Annotated in this window: 11 protein-coding genes; 4 read left to right on the top strand and 7 right to left on the bottom strand. The window is 68.2% G+C overall.

Features of this window, described 5'->3' with window-relative positions:
• Nucleotides 1-16 precede the first annotated feature (16 nt).
• The 3 genes from ppdK to ACFFGN_RS01705 form a co-directional block, all read right to left on the bottom strand.
• Entirely contained in the window at nucleotides 17-2683 is a 2667-nt protein-coding gene (gene ppdK, locus ACFFGN_RS01715) for a pyruvate, phosphate dikinase (RefSeq protein WP_380043652.1), read from the bottom strand.
• A gap of 237 nt (nucleotides 2684-2920) precedes the next feature.
• A complete protein-coding gene (gene ligD / locus ACFFGN_RS01710; RefSeq protein WP_380043436.1) occupies nucleotides 2921-3865 on the bottom strand; it encodes a non-homologous end-joining DNA ligase in 945 nt (314 codons plus the stop codon).
• 109 nt (nucleotides 3866-3974) lie between these two features.
• Entirely contained in the window at nucleotides 3975-5312 is a 1338-nt protein-coding gene (locus ACFFGN_RS01705; protein ID WP_380043435.1) for a serine hydrolase domain-containing protein, read from the bottom strand.
• An 881-nt stretch (nucleotides 5313-6193) separates the two neighbouring features.
• Between ACFFGN_RS01705 and mug the strand changes: the two genes are divergently transcribed.
• Complete coding sequence (mug, locus tag ACFFGN_RS01700) at nucleotides 6194-6694, top strand: G/U mismatch-specific DNA glycosylase (RefSeq protein ID WP_380043434.1); 501 nt, start codon at nucleotides 6194-6196, stop codon at nucleotides 6692-6694.
• A gap of 28 nt (nucleotides 6695-6722) precedes the next feature.
• On the opposite strand, the gene ACFFGN_RS01695 is transcribed toward mug, so the two are convergent.
• Nucleotides 6723-7427 (bottom strand): alpha/beta fold hydrolase, encoded by a 705-nt coding sequence (locus ACFFGN_RS01695; protein WP_380043433.1) that lies wholly within the window; start codon nucleotides 7425-7427, stop codon nucleotides 6723-6725.
• 55 nt (nucleotides 7428-7482) lie between these two features.
• Nucleotides 7483-8415 (bottom strand): alpha/beta hydrolase, encoded by a 933-nt coding sequence (locus ACFFGN_RS01690; protein ID WP_380043432.1) that lies wholly within the window; start codon nucleotides 8413-8415, stop codon nucleotides 7483-7485.
• A 120-nt stretch (nucleotides 8416-8535) separates the two neighbouring features.
• On the opposite strand from ACFFGN_RS01690, the gene ACFFGN_RS01685 reads away from it, so the two are divergent.
• Together ACFFGN_RS01685 and ACFFGN_RS01680 are read left to right on the top strand one after the other, a co-directional pair.
• Nucleotides 8536-9108, top strand: a complete 573-nt coding sequence (locus ACFFGN_RS01685; RefSeq protein WP_380043431.1) for a TetR/AcrR family transcriptional regulator — start codon at nucleotides 8536-8538, stop codon at nucleotides 9106-9108.
• A 102-nt stretch (nucleotides 9109-9210) separates the two neighbouring features.
• A complete protein-coding gene (locus tag ACFFGN_RS01680) occupies nucleotides 9211-12537 on the top strand; it encodes a hypothetical protein (protein WP_380043430.1) in 3327 nt (1108 codons plus the stop codon).
• A 7-nt stretch (nucleotides 12538-12544) separates the two neighbouring features.
• On the opposite strand, the gene ACFFGN_RS01675 is transcribed toward ACFFGN_RS01680, so the two are convergent.
• On the bottom strand, nucleotides 12545-13228 hold the full coding sequence (locus tag ACFFGN_RS01675) for a nitroreductase family protein (protein WP_380043429.1): 684 nt from the start codon (nucleotides 13226-13228) through the stop codon (nucleotides 12545-12547).
• A gap of 81 nt (nucleotides 13229-13309) precedes the next feature.
• Here ACFFGN_RS01675 and ACFFGN_RS01670 point away from each other — a divergent pair, with 81 nt between their 5' ends.
• Nucleotides 13310-14230, top strand: coding sequence for a hypothetical protein (locus ACFFGN_RS01670; RefSeq protein WP_380043428.1), 921 nt, complete (start codon nucleotides 13310-13312; stop codon nucleotides 14228-14230).
• A 106-nt stretch (nucleotides 14231-14336) separates the two neighbouring features.
• On the opposite strand, the gene dusB is transcribed toward ACFFGN_RS01670, so the two are convergent.
• Entirely contained in the window at nucleotides 14337-15458 is a 1122-nt protein-coding gene (gene dusB / locus ACFFGN_RS01665; protein ID WP_380043427.1) for a tRNA dihydrouridine synthase DusB, read from the bottom strand.
• Between the last annotated feature and the right edge of the window lies 1 nt (nucleotide 15459).

Genomic DNA, 15459 nt, shown 5'->3' with positions numbered 1-15459 from the left:
CAACAGGCGAGCCGGGCTAAAGGGCGGCGCGACCGGCTTCCAGACGCGCGACCGGCACCCGGAACGGCGAGCACGATACGTAGTCGAGGCCCACCTGGTGGAAGAAGTGAATGCTGTCGGGATCGCCACCGTGCTCGCCGCAGACCCCGAGTTTGAGGTCCGGACGGGTTTCGCGGCCGCGCTCGGCGCCGATCTTGACCAGAGCGCCGACGCCGTCGGTGTCGATCGACTCGAACGGCGAGACGGCGAAAATGCCCTTCTCCAGATAGCAGGAGAAGAACGCGCCCTCCACGTCGTCCCGGCTGAAGCCCCAGGTGGTCTGGGTCAGGTCGTTGGTGCCGAACGAGAAGAACTCGGCCGACTCGGCGATCTGGCCGGCGGTCAGCGCGGCCCGGGGCAGCTCGATCATCGTGCCGATCGGGCTGTGCACGTCGACGCCCTCGGCCTCGGACACCTCGCGCAGCACCTTCGCCACCTCGTCGCGAGCCAGTTCCAGCTCCTGTACGGCGCCGACCAGCGGGATCATGATCTCGGGCCGCGGATCCAGGCCCTGCTTCTTCAACCGCGCGGCCGCAGAGGCGATCGCCCGCACCTGCATGGCGAACAGCCCCGGAATCACCAGGCCGAGTCGTACGCCGCGCAGCCCCAGCATCGGGTTCTGCTCGTGCAGCCGGCGTACGGCGGCCAGCAAGGTGGCGTCGCGGCCCGGGTCCTCCCCGCGCTCTTCGGCGAGTGCGACCTTGACGGCGAGTTCTTCCATCGAGGGCAGGAACTCGTGCAACGGCGGGTCGATCAGCCGGATCGTGACGGGCTGTCCGTCCATCGCCTTGAGGATCTCGCAGAAGTCCTCGCGCTGCAGCGGCTCCAGCTCGGCCAGGGCCGCATGACGCTCGGCGTCTTCCTCCGCGAGGATCAGCCGCTCGATCGCCTCGCGCCGTTCGCCGAGGAACATGTGCTCGGTGCGGCACAGACCGATGCCCTGGGCGCCGAACCGCCGGGCCCGGGCGGAGTCGTCACCGGTGTCGGCGTTGGTCCGCACCTCCAGGCGCCGTACGCCGTCCGCGTGCGAGATCAGCCGGTGCACACTCGCCACCAGGTCGTCGCCCGACGCCGGGTCCAGGGTGCCTTCGAAGTACTGGACTACGGGCGACGGAACCACCGGCACCTCGCCGAGAAAGACCTCGCCGGTCGTACCGTCGATGGAGATGACGTCGCCCTCGGAGACGCTGGTGCCGTTGACCTGGATGGTCTTCGCCGAGATGTCGACGCGTAGTTCCTCCGCACCGCAGACGCAGGTTTTGCCCATACCGCGGGCGACAACCGCCGCGTGCGAGGTCTTGCCGCCGCGGCTGGTGAGAATGCCCTGGGCCGCGATCATGCCGTGCAGGTCGTCCGGGTTGGTCTCGCGCCGGACCAGTACAACCTTCTCGCCACGCTTGGCCGCCTCGACGGCCGCGGCGGAGGTGAACACCACCTTGCCGCAGGCCGCGCCCGGGGAGGCGCCGATCGCCTTGGTCAGCAGGTGCTTTTCGGCGTCCGCGTCGAACCGCGGGAACATCAGCTGCGCGAGCTGAGCGCCCGTCACCCGCTGCAGCGCCTCGTCGATCGAGATCATGCCCTCGTCGACCAGGCTGGTCGCGATCCGGAAGGCCGCGCCCGCCGTGCGCTTACCGACCCGGGTCTGCAACATCCAGAGCTTGCCGCGCTCGACCGTGAACTCGATGTCGCACAGGTCGCGGTAGTGCCCTTCCAGCTTCGCCATGATCGCCATCAGGTCGTCGTACGACTTTTTGTCGATCTGTTCGAGGTCGGCCAGCGGCACGGTGTTGCGAATACCCGCGACCACGTCCTCGCCCTGGGCGTTCTGCAGGTAGTCGCCGTACACGCCGGGCTGGCCGCTGGACGGATCCCGCGTGAACGCGACGCCGGTGCCGGAGTCCATGCCGAGGTTGCCGAAGACCATCGAGCAGATATTGACCGCCGTACCGAGATCGGCCGGGATGCGCTCCTGGCGGCGGTAGAGCACCGCGCGCTCGGAGTTCCACGAACCGAAGACGGCCGCGATCGCGAGGTCCATCTGCTCGCGGGGGTCCTGCGGGAAGTCCCGGCCGGTGTGGTCCCGCACGGCCGTCTTGAACATGTCCACCAGCTTGCGCAGGTCGTCGGCGTCGAGATCCAGGTCGTTGGTGGTGTTCTTGGCGTCCTTGGCCGCCTCGATCGCGTCCTCGAACACGTCACCGGGCATGTCCAGCACAGTCTTGCCGAACATCTGGATCAGCCGCCGGTAGGCGTCCCACGCGAATCGGGGATTGCCCGACTGGTGCGCGAGGCCGTTGACCGAGTCGTCGTTCAGGCCGACGTTGAGAACGGTCTCCATCATGCCGGGCATGGAGAACTTCGCGCCGGAACGGACCGAGACCAGCAGCGGATCGTCGGCCTGGCCGAGCTTCTTGCCCATCTTCTGCTCGAGGGCGGCGACATGGTGATCGATCTCGTCGGCCAGCTCAGCCGGCATCGCGCCGGTGGTGAGGAAGACCTTGCACGCTTCCGCCGAAATGATGAAACCGGGCGGCACCGGCAGGCCCAGATTGGTCATCTCGGCCAGGTTCGCCCCCTTTCCACCAAGTAGATCCTTCATGTCCTTGTTGCCTTCGGCGAAGTCGTAGACGAGTTTCGGCACGATGACTCCCTGAGTGTGGGCGAGGCTCCGGAACGCGGCATGGTGACCGCTGGCCCGTCGACTCCAGTGGCGGGGGCGTCCTCTCAGCGTACGCCGAAAAAGCAGTCCACTTTGTCACTGGTCTCACATAAGACATCGTGACGATGACCACACCAGTGAGTGCACTGGATCACTGTTTTCCGGGTACGGATATGCCTCGTACTGACAACGAGAGTCAGCGGAAAAGCCTTACCCAGTAGGTCAGGACGACTCGCGCTGCGCCTTCTTCCGGCGCTTGCCCTCGTGCATCGCGACCACCCGCGGAATCGGGATCGCCCGGCCCTGCTCGACCAGCTCGGCCGGCAGTTCCTGCGGCTTCGGCATCGCCGCGGCCCACGGGTCGTCCGCCCCGAGCCGCTCCAGCGCCGTACGGATGGTGAAGTCACCCGGAGTCACGTTGTCGAGGTCGTCCCAGCCCACCGGGAACGACACCGGCACACCCGGCCGGGCCCTCGGGCTGTACGCCGCGACCACGGTGGCACCGCCCGAGCGAGTGGAGTCGAGGAAGACCTTGCCCTCGCGTTCTTCCAGCAGGTACGCCGTGGTGGCGACGGCTGGATCGAGCTGCTCGGCCCGTACGGCGAGGGCGCGGGCGGCCGCCGCGACCTCCTCGGCGGACGCGTCGACCGGAACGAAGATGTGCAGGCCCTTCGCACCACTGGTCTTCGCCACACCGGACAGGCCGAGATCCGCCAGTGCCCGCTGGACCAGCCGGGCCGCGGCGACCACGGTTTTGAACGGCGCGCCCTCGGGCGGATCGAGATCCATCACCAGGTGGGTGGTGCGTTCGGGCTGGCCGATCCGGAACAACGTCGGGTGGTATTCGACCGCCCGCTGGTTGGCGAACCACAGCAGCGTGCGCCGGTCGTTGCACAACGCGTACGACACCTCGCGCTTGGAGGCCTCGGCCCACAACGGCACGCGCTCAACCCAGTCCGGCGTGTACTTCGGCAGGTTCTTCTGCATGAACCGGTCCTGGCCGCGCAACACCCGGATCACCGACAACGGCCGATCCCGAAGGCCGGGCAGGATCCGGTCCCGCACCCCGTCGAGATAGTCGACCAGCTCCCGCTTGGTCGCCCCCGCCCCCGGAAACAACTCCTGGTCCAAATTCGTCAGCGGCACATCCTCGCGAGACTCACCCATCTCCTCACCTTAGGTATTTTTGCGTTCGTTCGCCGGAATACGGCCGGTATCTCTCTCGTATACCGGCCGTATTCCGGCGAACGAACGCAAGGGTGCACGCCAGGAGGGGCTACGTGGCGGGGGTGACGCGGCCGCCGCTGAAGAGGTAGCGGGAGCCATCGGGGAAAGTGCGGAAGGTGACCGGCGTCCACGGCTGGTCGGGGCCTTCGCGGAGCAGGAAGTGGTCGCCGCCCGGATCGGCCGGAGCGAGGTCGTACGTCCGCTCCGGGAAGTCCGCCAGCGAGGCCCGCGCCCCCGTCGCCCGTACCAGCGCGCGCAATCCGCCCGGTCCCACGCTGACATCGAAAGTCACACCACTCCGCAGGTATGTCCCGGTATGACGCTCGAGACCTTCCGGCGCCGGCCCGTCGTAGGGCTCGGGTGTGCCAGGCATCACCACGCCGTACTGCGCGAACACCTCGCGGAACAGCGCCTCGTACAACGCGGGCGCGTTCGGCGAGTTCGTCAGCAGGCATACCGCCACCCGCGCGACCGGGTCGATCCGCACAAAGGCGAACTGCCCCACGGTCACGCCGTCGTGCCCGTACAGCCGCCGATCACCCCAGTCGTTCAGCCGCCAGGTGAGACCGACACCGCTCATGCCGCTGGCTCCGGAAACCGGCACGGCCAGTTCGCGCATCGCGGCCGCGGCCGACGCGTCAAGTAGCCGGTTCCCACCCGGAGCCACCCCGTCATCGAGGTGAAGCCGGGCGAACGCGAGCAGATCGCCCGCGCTCTGGGTGATCAGCCCGACCGGCGTCAGGCTACGCGGCAACATCCACGAGGTGACCGCCGATCCGTCGACCTGGCTGTGCCCGACGGCCGCCCGGTGCAGGATCGCGTCTTCGGGCAGGGTGACGGTCTGGTTCAGCCCGAGCGGTTCCACCAGGCGTACGCGCAGCGACTCGTCCCAGACCCGGCCGTCGAGCACCTCGATGATGCGGCCGAGTACGCCGAATCCGCTGTTGCAGTAGGAATACGCGGCACCCGGCTCGAAGATCTGCATCGCCTCGGGCAGGATCGCGACGTACTTCTCCAGGTAGTCGTCACCCCGGCCGGTATCGGTGAAGATGTCGCCGTCGATCCCGCTGGTATGCGTCAGCAGGTGCCGCACGGTAACGCGATCCGCCGTCGCGAAGGTCGCCTCCGGAAGCAGGTCCGCCACCGTATCGTCGAGCCCGAGGCGGCCCTCGGAAACCAGTTGCATGATCATCGTGGCGGTCCAGACCTTGGTGATAGACCCGATCTGGAAGACCGATTCGGCCGTCACCTCGACCCCGGTGGCCCGGCTCAGCACGCCGTACGGCGCTAGGGTCTGCTCGCCGTCGGCCCAGATGCCGAGCACGGCCCCTGGTACGTCGGCCGCCGCGGCGAGTTCGGCCAGTCTGGCGGTCCAGTCAGTCACCATGGCGGCCACTATCTCAGCACTGGCTCCGCACGTAATTGGTCAGGGCCCAGCCCGTTCGCCCGTCCGGGAGGCGCACGGTGACCTTGCGTTCATTCGTCGGAATCCGCCCGCAGCCATCTGACCGCGAGCCGGGTTCCGGCGCGCCTACCGGCTTGTGGCACGACTACCGGCTTTTGGCACGGCCGCTACCGAGTTTTTGCCCGTCTACCCGGTTGCAGCCAGGTAGCCGGGCAAAAACCCGGCACTCGACCACCTCGGGGACGGGTGGCATCCGTCGGATCCCGGGTGGCGTCCGCCGGGTCCCGGGTGGCGTCCGCCGGATCTCGGCTGGCTTGTTCCGAGGGTCGACCGTCGGAATAGGGGGTGGACCCATCAGGTTTGACAGGTCGACCCCCGACTTCAAAGGTCGACCCGGTGAGTGGGCGAGGTAGAACCCGTTCGTCCGCAGGCGCGGGCCACTGCTGATCCCGATATGGGACCACCCGAGGCAACCGGCCAGACCCCGCTCGTCCCCTGATAGCCCGCTGCCCTTGGCCGAAGCCGCGCGGGGCAAGGGCGCGCACGCGTCGGCGAAGCCCGATTCCTAACCCTTGACGCGGGCCGGTTCGGCCTGACCATTCGCGACTCCTCAGGGGACGGGTGCCCACGGCTCATCGCGGCTTCGGTGATTCGAGCCGAGACAGCGACGATTCGTCCGAATTCGCCCGCTCACGTCGGCGACCACGGCGGGCGGTAGTGCCGGATCGACGTAGTCGTCGCGATCGCGGGTATCGCCGCGCGCCGCCGTCCAGAGGGGCGAGCGAATGCGGACGAATCGACGCCAACACGGTGGGAGACGTTGCGGCGAATGAACGGGCAGAGGGCGGGGATAGGGTGCGGGCATGGGTGTGCCGGATGTGATCGGGCCAGGGCTTCGTGTGTTGTTCTGCGGGATCAACCCAGGACTGGTGACGGCGGCGACCGGGCATCAATTTGCCCGGCCTGGGAACCGCTTCTGGCCGGCGCTGTACAAGTCCGGTTTCACCCCGCGGTTGTTCCGGCCTGACGAGCAGGCCGAACTCCTTTCGCTCGGCCTGGGAATCACGAATGTGGTCGAGCGGGAAAGCGCGCGGGCCGACGAGATCACTCGCGCGGAGTTCGTCGCGGGTGGCGAGGCCTTGGTGACGAAGGTGGTGAAGTACCAGCCGAAGTGGCTCGCGGTCGTTGGGATCACGGCGTACCGCGACGCCTTTGGTGAACGCAAAGCGGTGATGGGACGGCAGGACCGCCGGATCGGCGAGACCCAGGTCTGGATCCTGCCGAATCCCAGCGGTCTCAACGCCCACTACACCGCAGACACACTCGCCGCCGCCTTTGCCGAACTCCGCAAGGAAGTCGACTGACGGTGGCGAGTGGGCCTTTACCGGTGGATCAGCCGGCGAGGGCCTGACGGATCAGGTCGGCGACGGCGTCCGGCTGCGAGACGGCCACGGCGTGCGAGGCGGCGACCTCAACCGTGGTGGCGTTGGCGCGCTTGGCCATCGAACGCTGCGCCTCGGGGTGGATGGCCTGGTCCTGGTTCGCGACGAGGTCCCAGGACGGCAGGTTCTTCCAGGCCGGCTCGACCGCGAGCGCTTCCTCGAGACCCGGCGCGGCGATGGGCCGCTGGCCGACCGCGAGCACCTTCGTCAGCTCGGCGGGCAGGTCCGCCGCGAAGACCTCCGGGTAGAGCGCGTAGTCGAGGTGCAACTCGGTGCCCTCGGTGCCGTCGGGCAGCGGGTACGCCGATGGGCGGATGGCCGCGCCGAACGGAGTCTCCGGGAAGTTGCCGCTGATGCTGGCGAGACTTTCGCCCTTCTCCGGCACGAAGGCGGCGATGTAGACGAGGCCGGTCACCTGCGGCAGGTCGGCCGCGGCCGCGCTGATCACGGCACCGCCGTACGAGTGGCCGACCAGCAGAACCGGGCCCTCGATACTGCCGACAAAGCTCTTCAGGTACGCCGCGTCGCTGGTCAGGCCGCGCAACGGGTTGGGCGGCGCGACAACGGAGGTGCCGTCGGCGAGCAGACGCTCGATCACGCCGTTCCAGCTGGCCGAGTCGGCGAATGCACCATGAACGAGAACAACGGTGGTCATCTCAATCTCCTAAAGGGTTTCGGGCTACTGCAGAGTTGTTGGAGCTACCGCAGAGTTACTGCAGGGCGGAGCGGAGCGTGCTGATCGCGAGGTCGATCGCGGCCTGTGCGGCGTAGGTGTCGCGCAGCGCGTCGAGCATCACGAAGTCGTGGATGATGCCCTGGAAACGGACGGCGGTGACGGGCACGCCGGCCTCGCGCAGCTTCGCCGCGTAGGCCTCGCCCTCGTCGCGTAATACGTCGGCCTCACCGGTGATCACCAGGGCGGGCGGTAGACCGGTCAGATCGTCGAGGCTCGCGCGCAACGGCGAGGCGGTGATCTGCGCGCGCTCGGCCGGATCGATCGTGTACTGGTCCCAGAACCACTGCATGCCCTCGCGGGTGAGGAAGTAGCCCTCGGCGAACTCGCGGTACGAGCCGTTGTCGAAGTTGGCGTCGGTGACCGGGTAGAAGAGCACCTGGTGACCGAACCGGACATCCCCGCGCTGCTTCGCGAGCAGGGTCAGGGCCGCCGCCATGTTGCCGCCGACCGAGTCACCCGCGATGGCCAGCCGGGCCGGGTCCAGGCCGTACGTCGAGCCCTCGGCCACGATCCACTGCGCCGTCTGGTAGTTCTGCTCGATCGCGACCGGGTAGCGCGCCTCGGGCGAACGGTCGTACTCGGGGAAGACCACGGCCGCGTCGGCGCCGACGGCCAGTTCGCGGACCAGCCGGTCGTGGGTGTGGGCGTTGCCGAAGACCCAGCCGGCGCCATGGATGTACAGCACCACCGGCAGCACGCCGGTGCTTCCGGCCGGGCGGACGATCCGCGCTCGCGGTCCGCCCGGGATCTCCACCCAGGTCTCGTCCACGTCGGGCCGGGCGTAGTCGGTGGTCTGCACGTCGTCGACGGTCTTGCGGCCGTCGGCGGGCTCCAGCTGGAAGAGGAACGGCGGAACGGCGGTGGCGTCGGCAAAAGCCTTCGCGGCCGGTTCGAGCACTACGGACATCGGAGCCTCCGGATGGAAATCTGAGTCGAACTCAAGTGGAGAACGTTCGTTCTCCCTCGATGTCCGCTACTCTAGGAGAACGTTGGTTCTCACGCAAGTCCCGATTCGAGGTGACCGCAAATGACGCTCGACACAGCCACGGCGCAGGCCCAGGTGCTGGACGCGGCAGACCGGTTGTTCTACGAGCGCGGTGTGCAGTCGGTCGGCATGGACGCGATCCGCGCCGAGTCCGGCGTCTCGCTGAAGCGGCTCTACCAGCTCTTCCCGGCCAAGGACCGCCTGGTCGAGGCCTATCTGGAACGCCGCAATCAGCAATGGAGCATCATGCTCGCGGAGTACGTCGACGTCGATCAGTCGCCGCGGGAGCGAATCCTGGCGGTGTTCGACTTCCTGCACGCCTGGTTCCAGCAGCGCGACTATCGCGGGTGCGCCTTCATCAACTCGTTCGGCGAGCTCGGCGCGGTTTCGCCGAAGGTCGCCGAGCTGGCCCACGATCACAAGGCCGAGTTCCGGTCGGTGCTGTCCGGGCTCGCCGCTTCAGCGGGTGCGGCCGATCCGGATCGGCTGGCCGATCATCTGGTTCTGCTGGCCGAGGGCGCGATCACCACCTCGGCCATTGCGGGATCGCCCTTGCCGGCGGTTCGCGCCAAGGAGGCCGCCGGCCTGTTGCTGGACGCAACCTTGCCCGCCTGATCCAGTCGCGCCAGGCGTCGTACCCGACCACCTCCCGAGCCGGGCCGCGCGTCGTACCCGACCGCCGCTTGGGCCGGGCCGCATGGATGATGGAATGGGCCGATGCGAGCTGCGGAGGTCCTGCGCACCATCGATCCCCTGCCGTACGGCGACCGCATGCGGTTCGTCGCGGCCACGGCACGGCACCTTCGGGGCACGCCCGAACTGACGTCACTGCTGGCCGAGCTGGCAAGCCTCGGGCCTTTCGAACGCGGGCTGAGCCTGCAGCTGGCCCGAATCGCGAACGAGACCGAGCACGTCGCCAGCCTGCTGCTGGACCCTGACCCGGCTCTGCGCGCACGAGCCATCGCGGCGGTCGGCCGCGGTGTTCCGGTGCCGGATTCCGTATTGCGCGGGCTGTTCGAAGACGCCCCGGCGGTGGTCAGGCGCCAACTGCGCAAGGTCCTTCACGGCCGCCCGGAACTCGTCGGCAGCCTGATCGACGAGCAGCGCAAGCTCTGGGGAGACCCGACGGCGGCGGACTTGCTGATCGACGCGGATACCACCACCATCCGGCGGTTGCTGCCCGAGCTGTCCTACTGCCTGAGCGTCGGCCAATGGCGCCGGCTCGGCAGGCGGCATCCCGCGTTGGTACTCGACCGGGCCGAGGCCGCGCTGGCCGGGGTGAACGACAACGAAGGCCGCAAGCGCTGGTGGAACAGCCTCGGGTACGGCGTCGCCGCGGCTCTCCCGATCCACCCTGCACGTGTGACCGTCCTGATCGCGAAGGCCTTGCCGGCAACCGACGTACCGCGTGCCGTCATCGACGTGCTCGGGCCACTTGTCGAGGCGGACCCGGCCCTCGTTCTCGCGTTGTTCGACAACCGGGCGAAGTCGATCCGGCCCGCGATGACCTTGGCCTTCCGGCGCCGGCTCTGGCGATTCAGCGACGAGCAACTCGCGCGTTGGGGCGCGCTCGCCTGGCCCGACGAGACCGTACTGGCCGGCCTACTCGACCGCCTTCCGCCTTCGCGTCGTACGGCGGTTTTCCGGGCCGCGCTCGCCTCGGTCGAGTTGGGGCAGACCGTCTTCTCCCCCGCCCTGGTCGACGTACTGCCGACGGCCGAGCGGCATGCCCAGGCGCGGCGCATGCTCGCCCTCAAGAAGGTGAAGGACGATCAACGGCTCCGCTGGCAGGTCACCTCGTACCTGCCGTACGACGAGGCCTTCGCTTTGCTGGAAGCGGAGATCCAGCAGCCCGAGGCGGACGACCGTACGGCGATCTACGAGGCGGTTCTCGGGGCGGCCGGGCGGTCCCGCGATCCGGAGGTGGTCACGCGGGCGCTGGCGTGGATCACCCGGATGCGCAATGACCGGGAGCCGGTCCGGACCGCGGTTCTGAACGCCGCGGCGCGTATCAGCGTCTCGTTGCTGACCGACGCGCAGGTGCCTGCGCTCACCACTCTGCTGACCGACGCGCTCGAAGCCCGGGACACCTCGTGGGCCACGCGAGCCGCCCTCACCTCGCTTGCGCAGAACGCCGTTCGTCAAGGCTCGCTGCGCGCCCAGCCGCACCTGCTGCGCTGGGCTGTCGACGCGCACGCGAGCCTGTCGGGATCAGTCGGTTCGGTGCAACTGCGCGGTCTCACCGACGGGCTGCCGCGGGGAGACGAACTGGCCGTGTACGAAGCGCTCAAGCCGTACATCGACGCGGGCGCGGACCGGCTCGAGTTCGATCTGGCCTTCGCGGTGGCGGCGTCGTTCCACCGCCGGGGCTGGGGCATCGACCACTTGGACAAGGTGCTGGAGAAGGCCGTCTGGTCGAACCAGGAGTACACGGTCGGCGATGCCGTGCGCTATTGGCTCGCACCGCCGGCCACCCGCGCCGAACGGGTCCAGCGGATCATCAAGCGGGATGTCGGCATGGCCCAGTGGGACCCCGTCTGGACCGCGGTAACCGAAGGTCGCACCGATCTGCTCGACAAGGTTCTGGCGAAGCCCCGGCGCATCCGGCGGTTCGAGTACAACTACCCGCGCTGGGAGGTCTCATCCCGGGCGATCGCGCGGTGGCTCCCCCGCCAACACCAGCGGTACGCGGATCTCGTAGCCGATGCGGCCCGGGATGAGCGTATGCCCGAGTGGTCCCGGGCTCAGGCCATCGAAACCCTCGGGCGCATCCCCCAGCTCGGACGACGACTTGTAGAGCCTTTCCTCCGTAGTAGCGAGGTGTTGTTGGTAGAGGCCGCACTAGCCGCTCTGGCCTGGACCGACCACCCGGACGAGGTTGTGCCTACTCTGCTCACGTACGCCGGGAACGACCGGGCTCGGGTGGCTATCTACGCAGCCGCTCGAGCAGTCCGGTATGTACGGCCTAGCCAGCTCGCGTTGGCCCTCAGCCCTTTGCTGCTTGGGGAAGGCGCGAAGGTCACCTCCCGCAAGGAAGCCGCCCGGCTCCTCGGGGAACTCCGCGCGCCGGGTGCGGTCGACGTACTGGCTCAGGCCTGGCCTAGCGCGCACCGGGATGTTCGGGCGGCAATCACCAGTGTGGTCGCGCAGTACCTGCTGCACGATCCGTCGGCATGGGACGTGCTTCGCCTTGCGGTGGACGATTCAGTCGCGACGGCCCGCACGTTGGTCGCCCGTCCACCGCTCAGCGTGCCTTCGGAATGCCGGACGCGGTACGGCGGACTCGTGCTGGCTGTGACGAACAGGCCCGAGTCGGAGGCCGTATGCGCCGCGCTGTCGGCCTTGGAGACTTGGGGCCGGTGGACGCCTGCCACGGGTTCTGCCTGTTCGATGTTCGTCACGGACCTTGGAACACCTAGCTTGGTTTGGCGGGCCGCTGCAAAGACCTTGGCTGCAGTAACCGCCATTGGTTGTACGGACGACACCATCGAGGTTCTCCAACTCCTGGCCCAGCTGGACGAAAGCCCGACTAGGCCCGAGGCCGAGGCCGACCGGGACCGCCCGGCCCGACAACGCCTCCTAGTGGTTGTAGGCCTACTTGCGTCGACCCTCCGCAGGGAAGCGCCAGAGCGCCGTACGAGCCTTCGGGAGATTGCAGACAGCCTCCCCGACTCGTACCTCCCGCAAAGGCTTGACCTCCTTCTGGCCACGCTGGAGGGAAATGCCCTGATCAAGGCCTTGCCAGAGTTGGCGGACCTTGTGGCGGGTAGTCCCTACACGGCGGTGGTCCTCGGCCAGAAAGTCGGTAGCGCACTCAAGGCCGACACGAAGACCTGGAACCTGGAAGACGTCGACACCACGTTCGCCCGGCTCTACGGACGCTCCGACCTCGCAGGCGGTCTAATCGCTTTGGCCCTCGTCGGCGCCACCGGCCAACGCACCCAGTGGTCCCCCGAATGGCGAGCCCGCCTGATCGACCTCCGCCGCCACCCGCACCCGGACATTCACCACGCCGCCCTGACCATCACCACCGCCCCCGAATAGCCCAGCCTCAGTAGCGAACCAGGACCTGATCGAGGGACTTGCGGCGCAGATCGGGTACGACGCAGTCGTCCGCGGGATAGCCGACGGGGATGACCGCGAAGGCCTTCTCGTTGCGTGGACGTTCGAGCAGTTCGCCGAGGAACCGCATCGGCGACGGGGTGTGCGTGAGCGCGGCAAGGCCCGCCAAGTGCAAGGCGGTGAGCAGCATGCCGACGGCGATCCCGACCGACTCGTCGCCGTAGTAGTGCTTGCGGGTGGTGCCGTCGTCCGCGAGGAAGTACCGCTGCTGGAACACCACGATCAGGTAGGGCGCGTCGGTGAGATGGCTCTTCACCGAGTCCGTGCCGAGCGGACGCAACGCGGACAGCCATTCCTCGCCCAGCCGGCCGTCGTACGAGATCCGTTCCTCTTCCTCGGCCGCCTCCCGGATCCGCCGTCGCAGCTCGGGGTCCTCCACCAAAGCGAACGTCCACGGTTGCTGATGGGCACCACTCGGCGCGGTCGAGGCGACCGCGATCGCGTCGAGCACCGCCTGTTCCGGAACCGGATCGGCCGAGAACATCCGGACCGTGCGCCGCTCATTCATCCGCTCGCGCAGTTCCGCCGCACGCGCCAGCGATTCCTCGGCGGACAGTCGTTCCGGGCAGTACGGCACCGGCTGGTACGCCCGGCCGTGATCAGGGGTCCACATATCGCGAAGCTACCCGGACGGCGCGCCGGCCAGTACAAAATGTCGTGAAGTGGACGTGCCACCTGTGCTTGGCTGCGACCTATGCGCGAAGCTCCTGGGTTCGTATCTGCTGGGGATGTGCTGGCTGTTGTGCGGTCGCACTGGGCGGTTGAGGTGGACGCGGTGGAGCATTTGCCGGTGGGGTTCGGGGCGTACCACTGGCGCGGTTCGTACGGCGGGGTGGCGCGGGTGTTCGTCACGTTGGATGGGCTTGAACCGCGCCATTCGGTGGAGTCGCTCGAGGGGGCGTATGCCGGGGCGGCTCAGCTTGCGGCGAGTGGGTTGGAGTTCGTGGTGGCGTCTTTGCCTACGCGCGACGGGGTCTTTACGGCATCGCTCGCCGACGGCCGGATCAGTTGTGCGCCTTGGCTCGAGGGGAAGGCGACCGGGGAAGGACCGATCGGCAGCGAAGACCTGGCTCGGCAGAACGTGGCCGCGCTGAGCCGGTTGCATGCGGCGACACCACCGTCGGGTATTCCGAAGTGGCGGCCGTTGGTTGGAGAGGACTTCGCCGACTCGTTGAGCGAATTGCTGCGCGACACGTGGCGGACCGGCCCGTACGGCGAACGTGCCCATCGGGCGGTTGGTGAGCGGCTCGAGGCGATCCGGCGGTGGACAGCGTCGTACCACGCGTTGGGGCGGCAGGCCCGTGAGCGGCCGTGGGTGCCGACGCATGGTGAGCCGCATACGGTCAACCAGGTCCGCACGGATGACGAGGTGGTGTTCGTGGATTGGGAGTCGCTCGCATTGGCACCGCGGGAGCGTGATCTGCGCAGCCTGGTCGATGCCGGTTATGCCGACCTGGTCGCGCCCGATCGGGACATGCTCAGGTTGTTCGACCTGGAGTGGCGCCTGGACGAAATCTCCCAGTACGCCACCTGGTTCTCCCAACCCCACACCGGCACCGCCAACGACCAGGTCGCCTTCACCGGCCTACTCGAAGAGCTAGCCCGGCCCGACTGATCCGCATCCTTCTTCTGCCGCGAGTGGTCGCCTCTGAACCGGGCGGCGGCTCGGCAGAGGTCGGCGTCACGGTTCAGAGGCGACCACTCGCGGCAGAAAAAGCTGGTCAGCCGCCGGAGATGCCGATTTCGGCTTCGGACATGTCGGTGCTCAGGCCGTCGGTGTCGTCGAGCCAGCCGTACGGGAGGATCACGTGGTCGCGAGGTCCGCCCTGACGGCCGCGGGGCGCGCCCAGTTCGCGGACCGGGAACGGCGCGTCGTGGTCGAGTTGCGAGAGCAGGGCGTCCAGCTCGGCGAGGGACGAGACCGTGCCGAAGGAGGCGCGCAGTTCGCCGCCGACGGGGAAACCCTTGAGGTACCACGGCATGTGCTTGCGCATGTCGCGCAGACCGCGGTTCTCCCCCATCAGATCCGCGAGCAGTTCTGCGTGCCGGCGCATCACCGCCGCGACCTCACCGAGAGCCGGCAGGTTGAGCGCCTCACCACCGGCGAAGGCCACCGCCAGATCGCGGAACAACCACGGCCGGCCAAGGCAGCCGCGGCCAACGATGACGCCCGCGCAGCCGGTTTCCTCGACCATGCGCAGCGCGTCCGAGGCCTCCCAGATGTCGCCGTTGCCGAGGACCGGGATGCTCACGTGCTGAACCAGCTCCGCGATCTTCGACCAGTCGGCCTCACCCGAGTAGGCCTGGGCCGCCGTACGACCGTGCAGGCCGATCGCCGCGCAGCCCGACTCCTCGGCGATGCGCCCGGCGTCGAGATAGGTCTGGTGCTCGGAGTCGATCCCGATCCGGGTCTTCATCGTCACCGGTACGCCGTACGGCGTCGCGGACTTCACCGCCGCGTGCAGGATCGCGCCGAGCAGGTTGCGCTTCCACGGCAGGGCCGCGCCACCGCCCTTGCGGGTCACCTTCGGAACGGGACAACCGAAGTTCAGGTCGATGTGGCGCACGCCGTACGAATCGCAGAGCAGTTCGACGGCCCGGCCGATGTAGACCGGGTCGACGCCGTACAGCTGAACCGAGCGAACCGTCTCGCGCTCGTCGAACGTCAGCATGTCCAAGGCCTTCTGATCGCCCTCGACGATGCCGCGCGAGGTGATCATCTCGCAGACGTACAACCCGGCGCCCTGTTCGGCGCACAACCGCCGGTAGGCCGCGTTGGTGATACCGGCCATCGGCGCGAGCACGACGGGGGTGTCGATGGTGAGATTTCCGAGCTGCAACATT

The sequence above is a fragment of the Kribbella deserti genome (genome assembly GCF_042434725.1).
GTDB classification, from domain to species: Bacteria; Actinomycetota; Actinomycetes; order Propionibacteriales; family Kribbellaceae; genus Kribbella; species Kribbella deserti.
This window is presented reverse-complemented; position numbering and strand designations above follow the sequence as displayed.

Bases quoted from the DNA above. Each gene is read 5' to 3' on its own strand.
- dusB (WP_380043427.1), bottom strand. From the start codon at position 15,458: ATGTTGCAGCTCGGAAATCTCACCATCGACACCCCCGTCGTGCTCGCG.
- ACFFGN_RS01685 (WP_380043431.1), top strand. From the start codon at position 8,536: ATGACGCTCGACACAGCCACGGCGCAGGCCCAGGTGCTGGACGCGGCA.
- ACFFGN_RS01695 (WP_380043433.1), bottom strand. From the start codon at position 7,427: ATGACCACCGTTGTTCTCGTTCATGGTGCATTCGCCGACTCGGCCAGC.
- ACFFGN_RS01690 (WP_380043432.1), bottom strand. From the start codon at position 8,415: ATGTCCGTAGTGCTCGAACCGGCCGCGAAGGCTTTTGCCGACGCCACC.
- mug (WP_380043434.1), top strand. From the start codon at position 6,194: ATGGGTGTGCCGGATGTGATCGGGCCAGGGCTTCGTGTGTTGTTCTGC.
- ACFFGN_RS01670 (WP_380043428.1), top strand. From the start codon at position 13,310: ATGCGCGAAGCTCCTGGGTTCGTATCTGCTGGGGATGTGCTGGCTGTT.
- ligD (WP_380043436.1), bottom strand. From the start codon at position 3,865: ATGGGTGAGTCTCGCGAGGATGTGCCGCTGACGAATTTGGACCAGGAG.
- ACFFGN_RS01705 (WP_380043435.1), bottom strand. From the start codon at position 5,312: ATGGTGACTGACTGGACCGCCAGACTGGCCGAACTCGCCGCGGCGGCC.
- ACFFGN_RS01680 (WP_380043430.1), top strand. From the start codon at position 9,211: ATGCGAGCTGCGGAGGTCCTGCGCACCATCGATCCCCTGCCGTACGGC.
- ACFFGN_RS01675 (WP_380043429.1), bottom strand. From the start codon at position 13,228: ATGTGGACCCCTGATCACGGCCGGGCGTACCAGCCGGTGCCGTACTGC.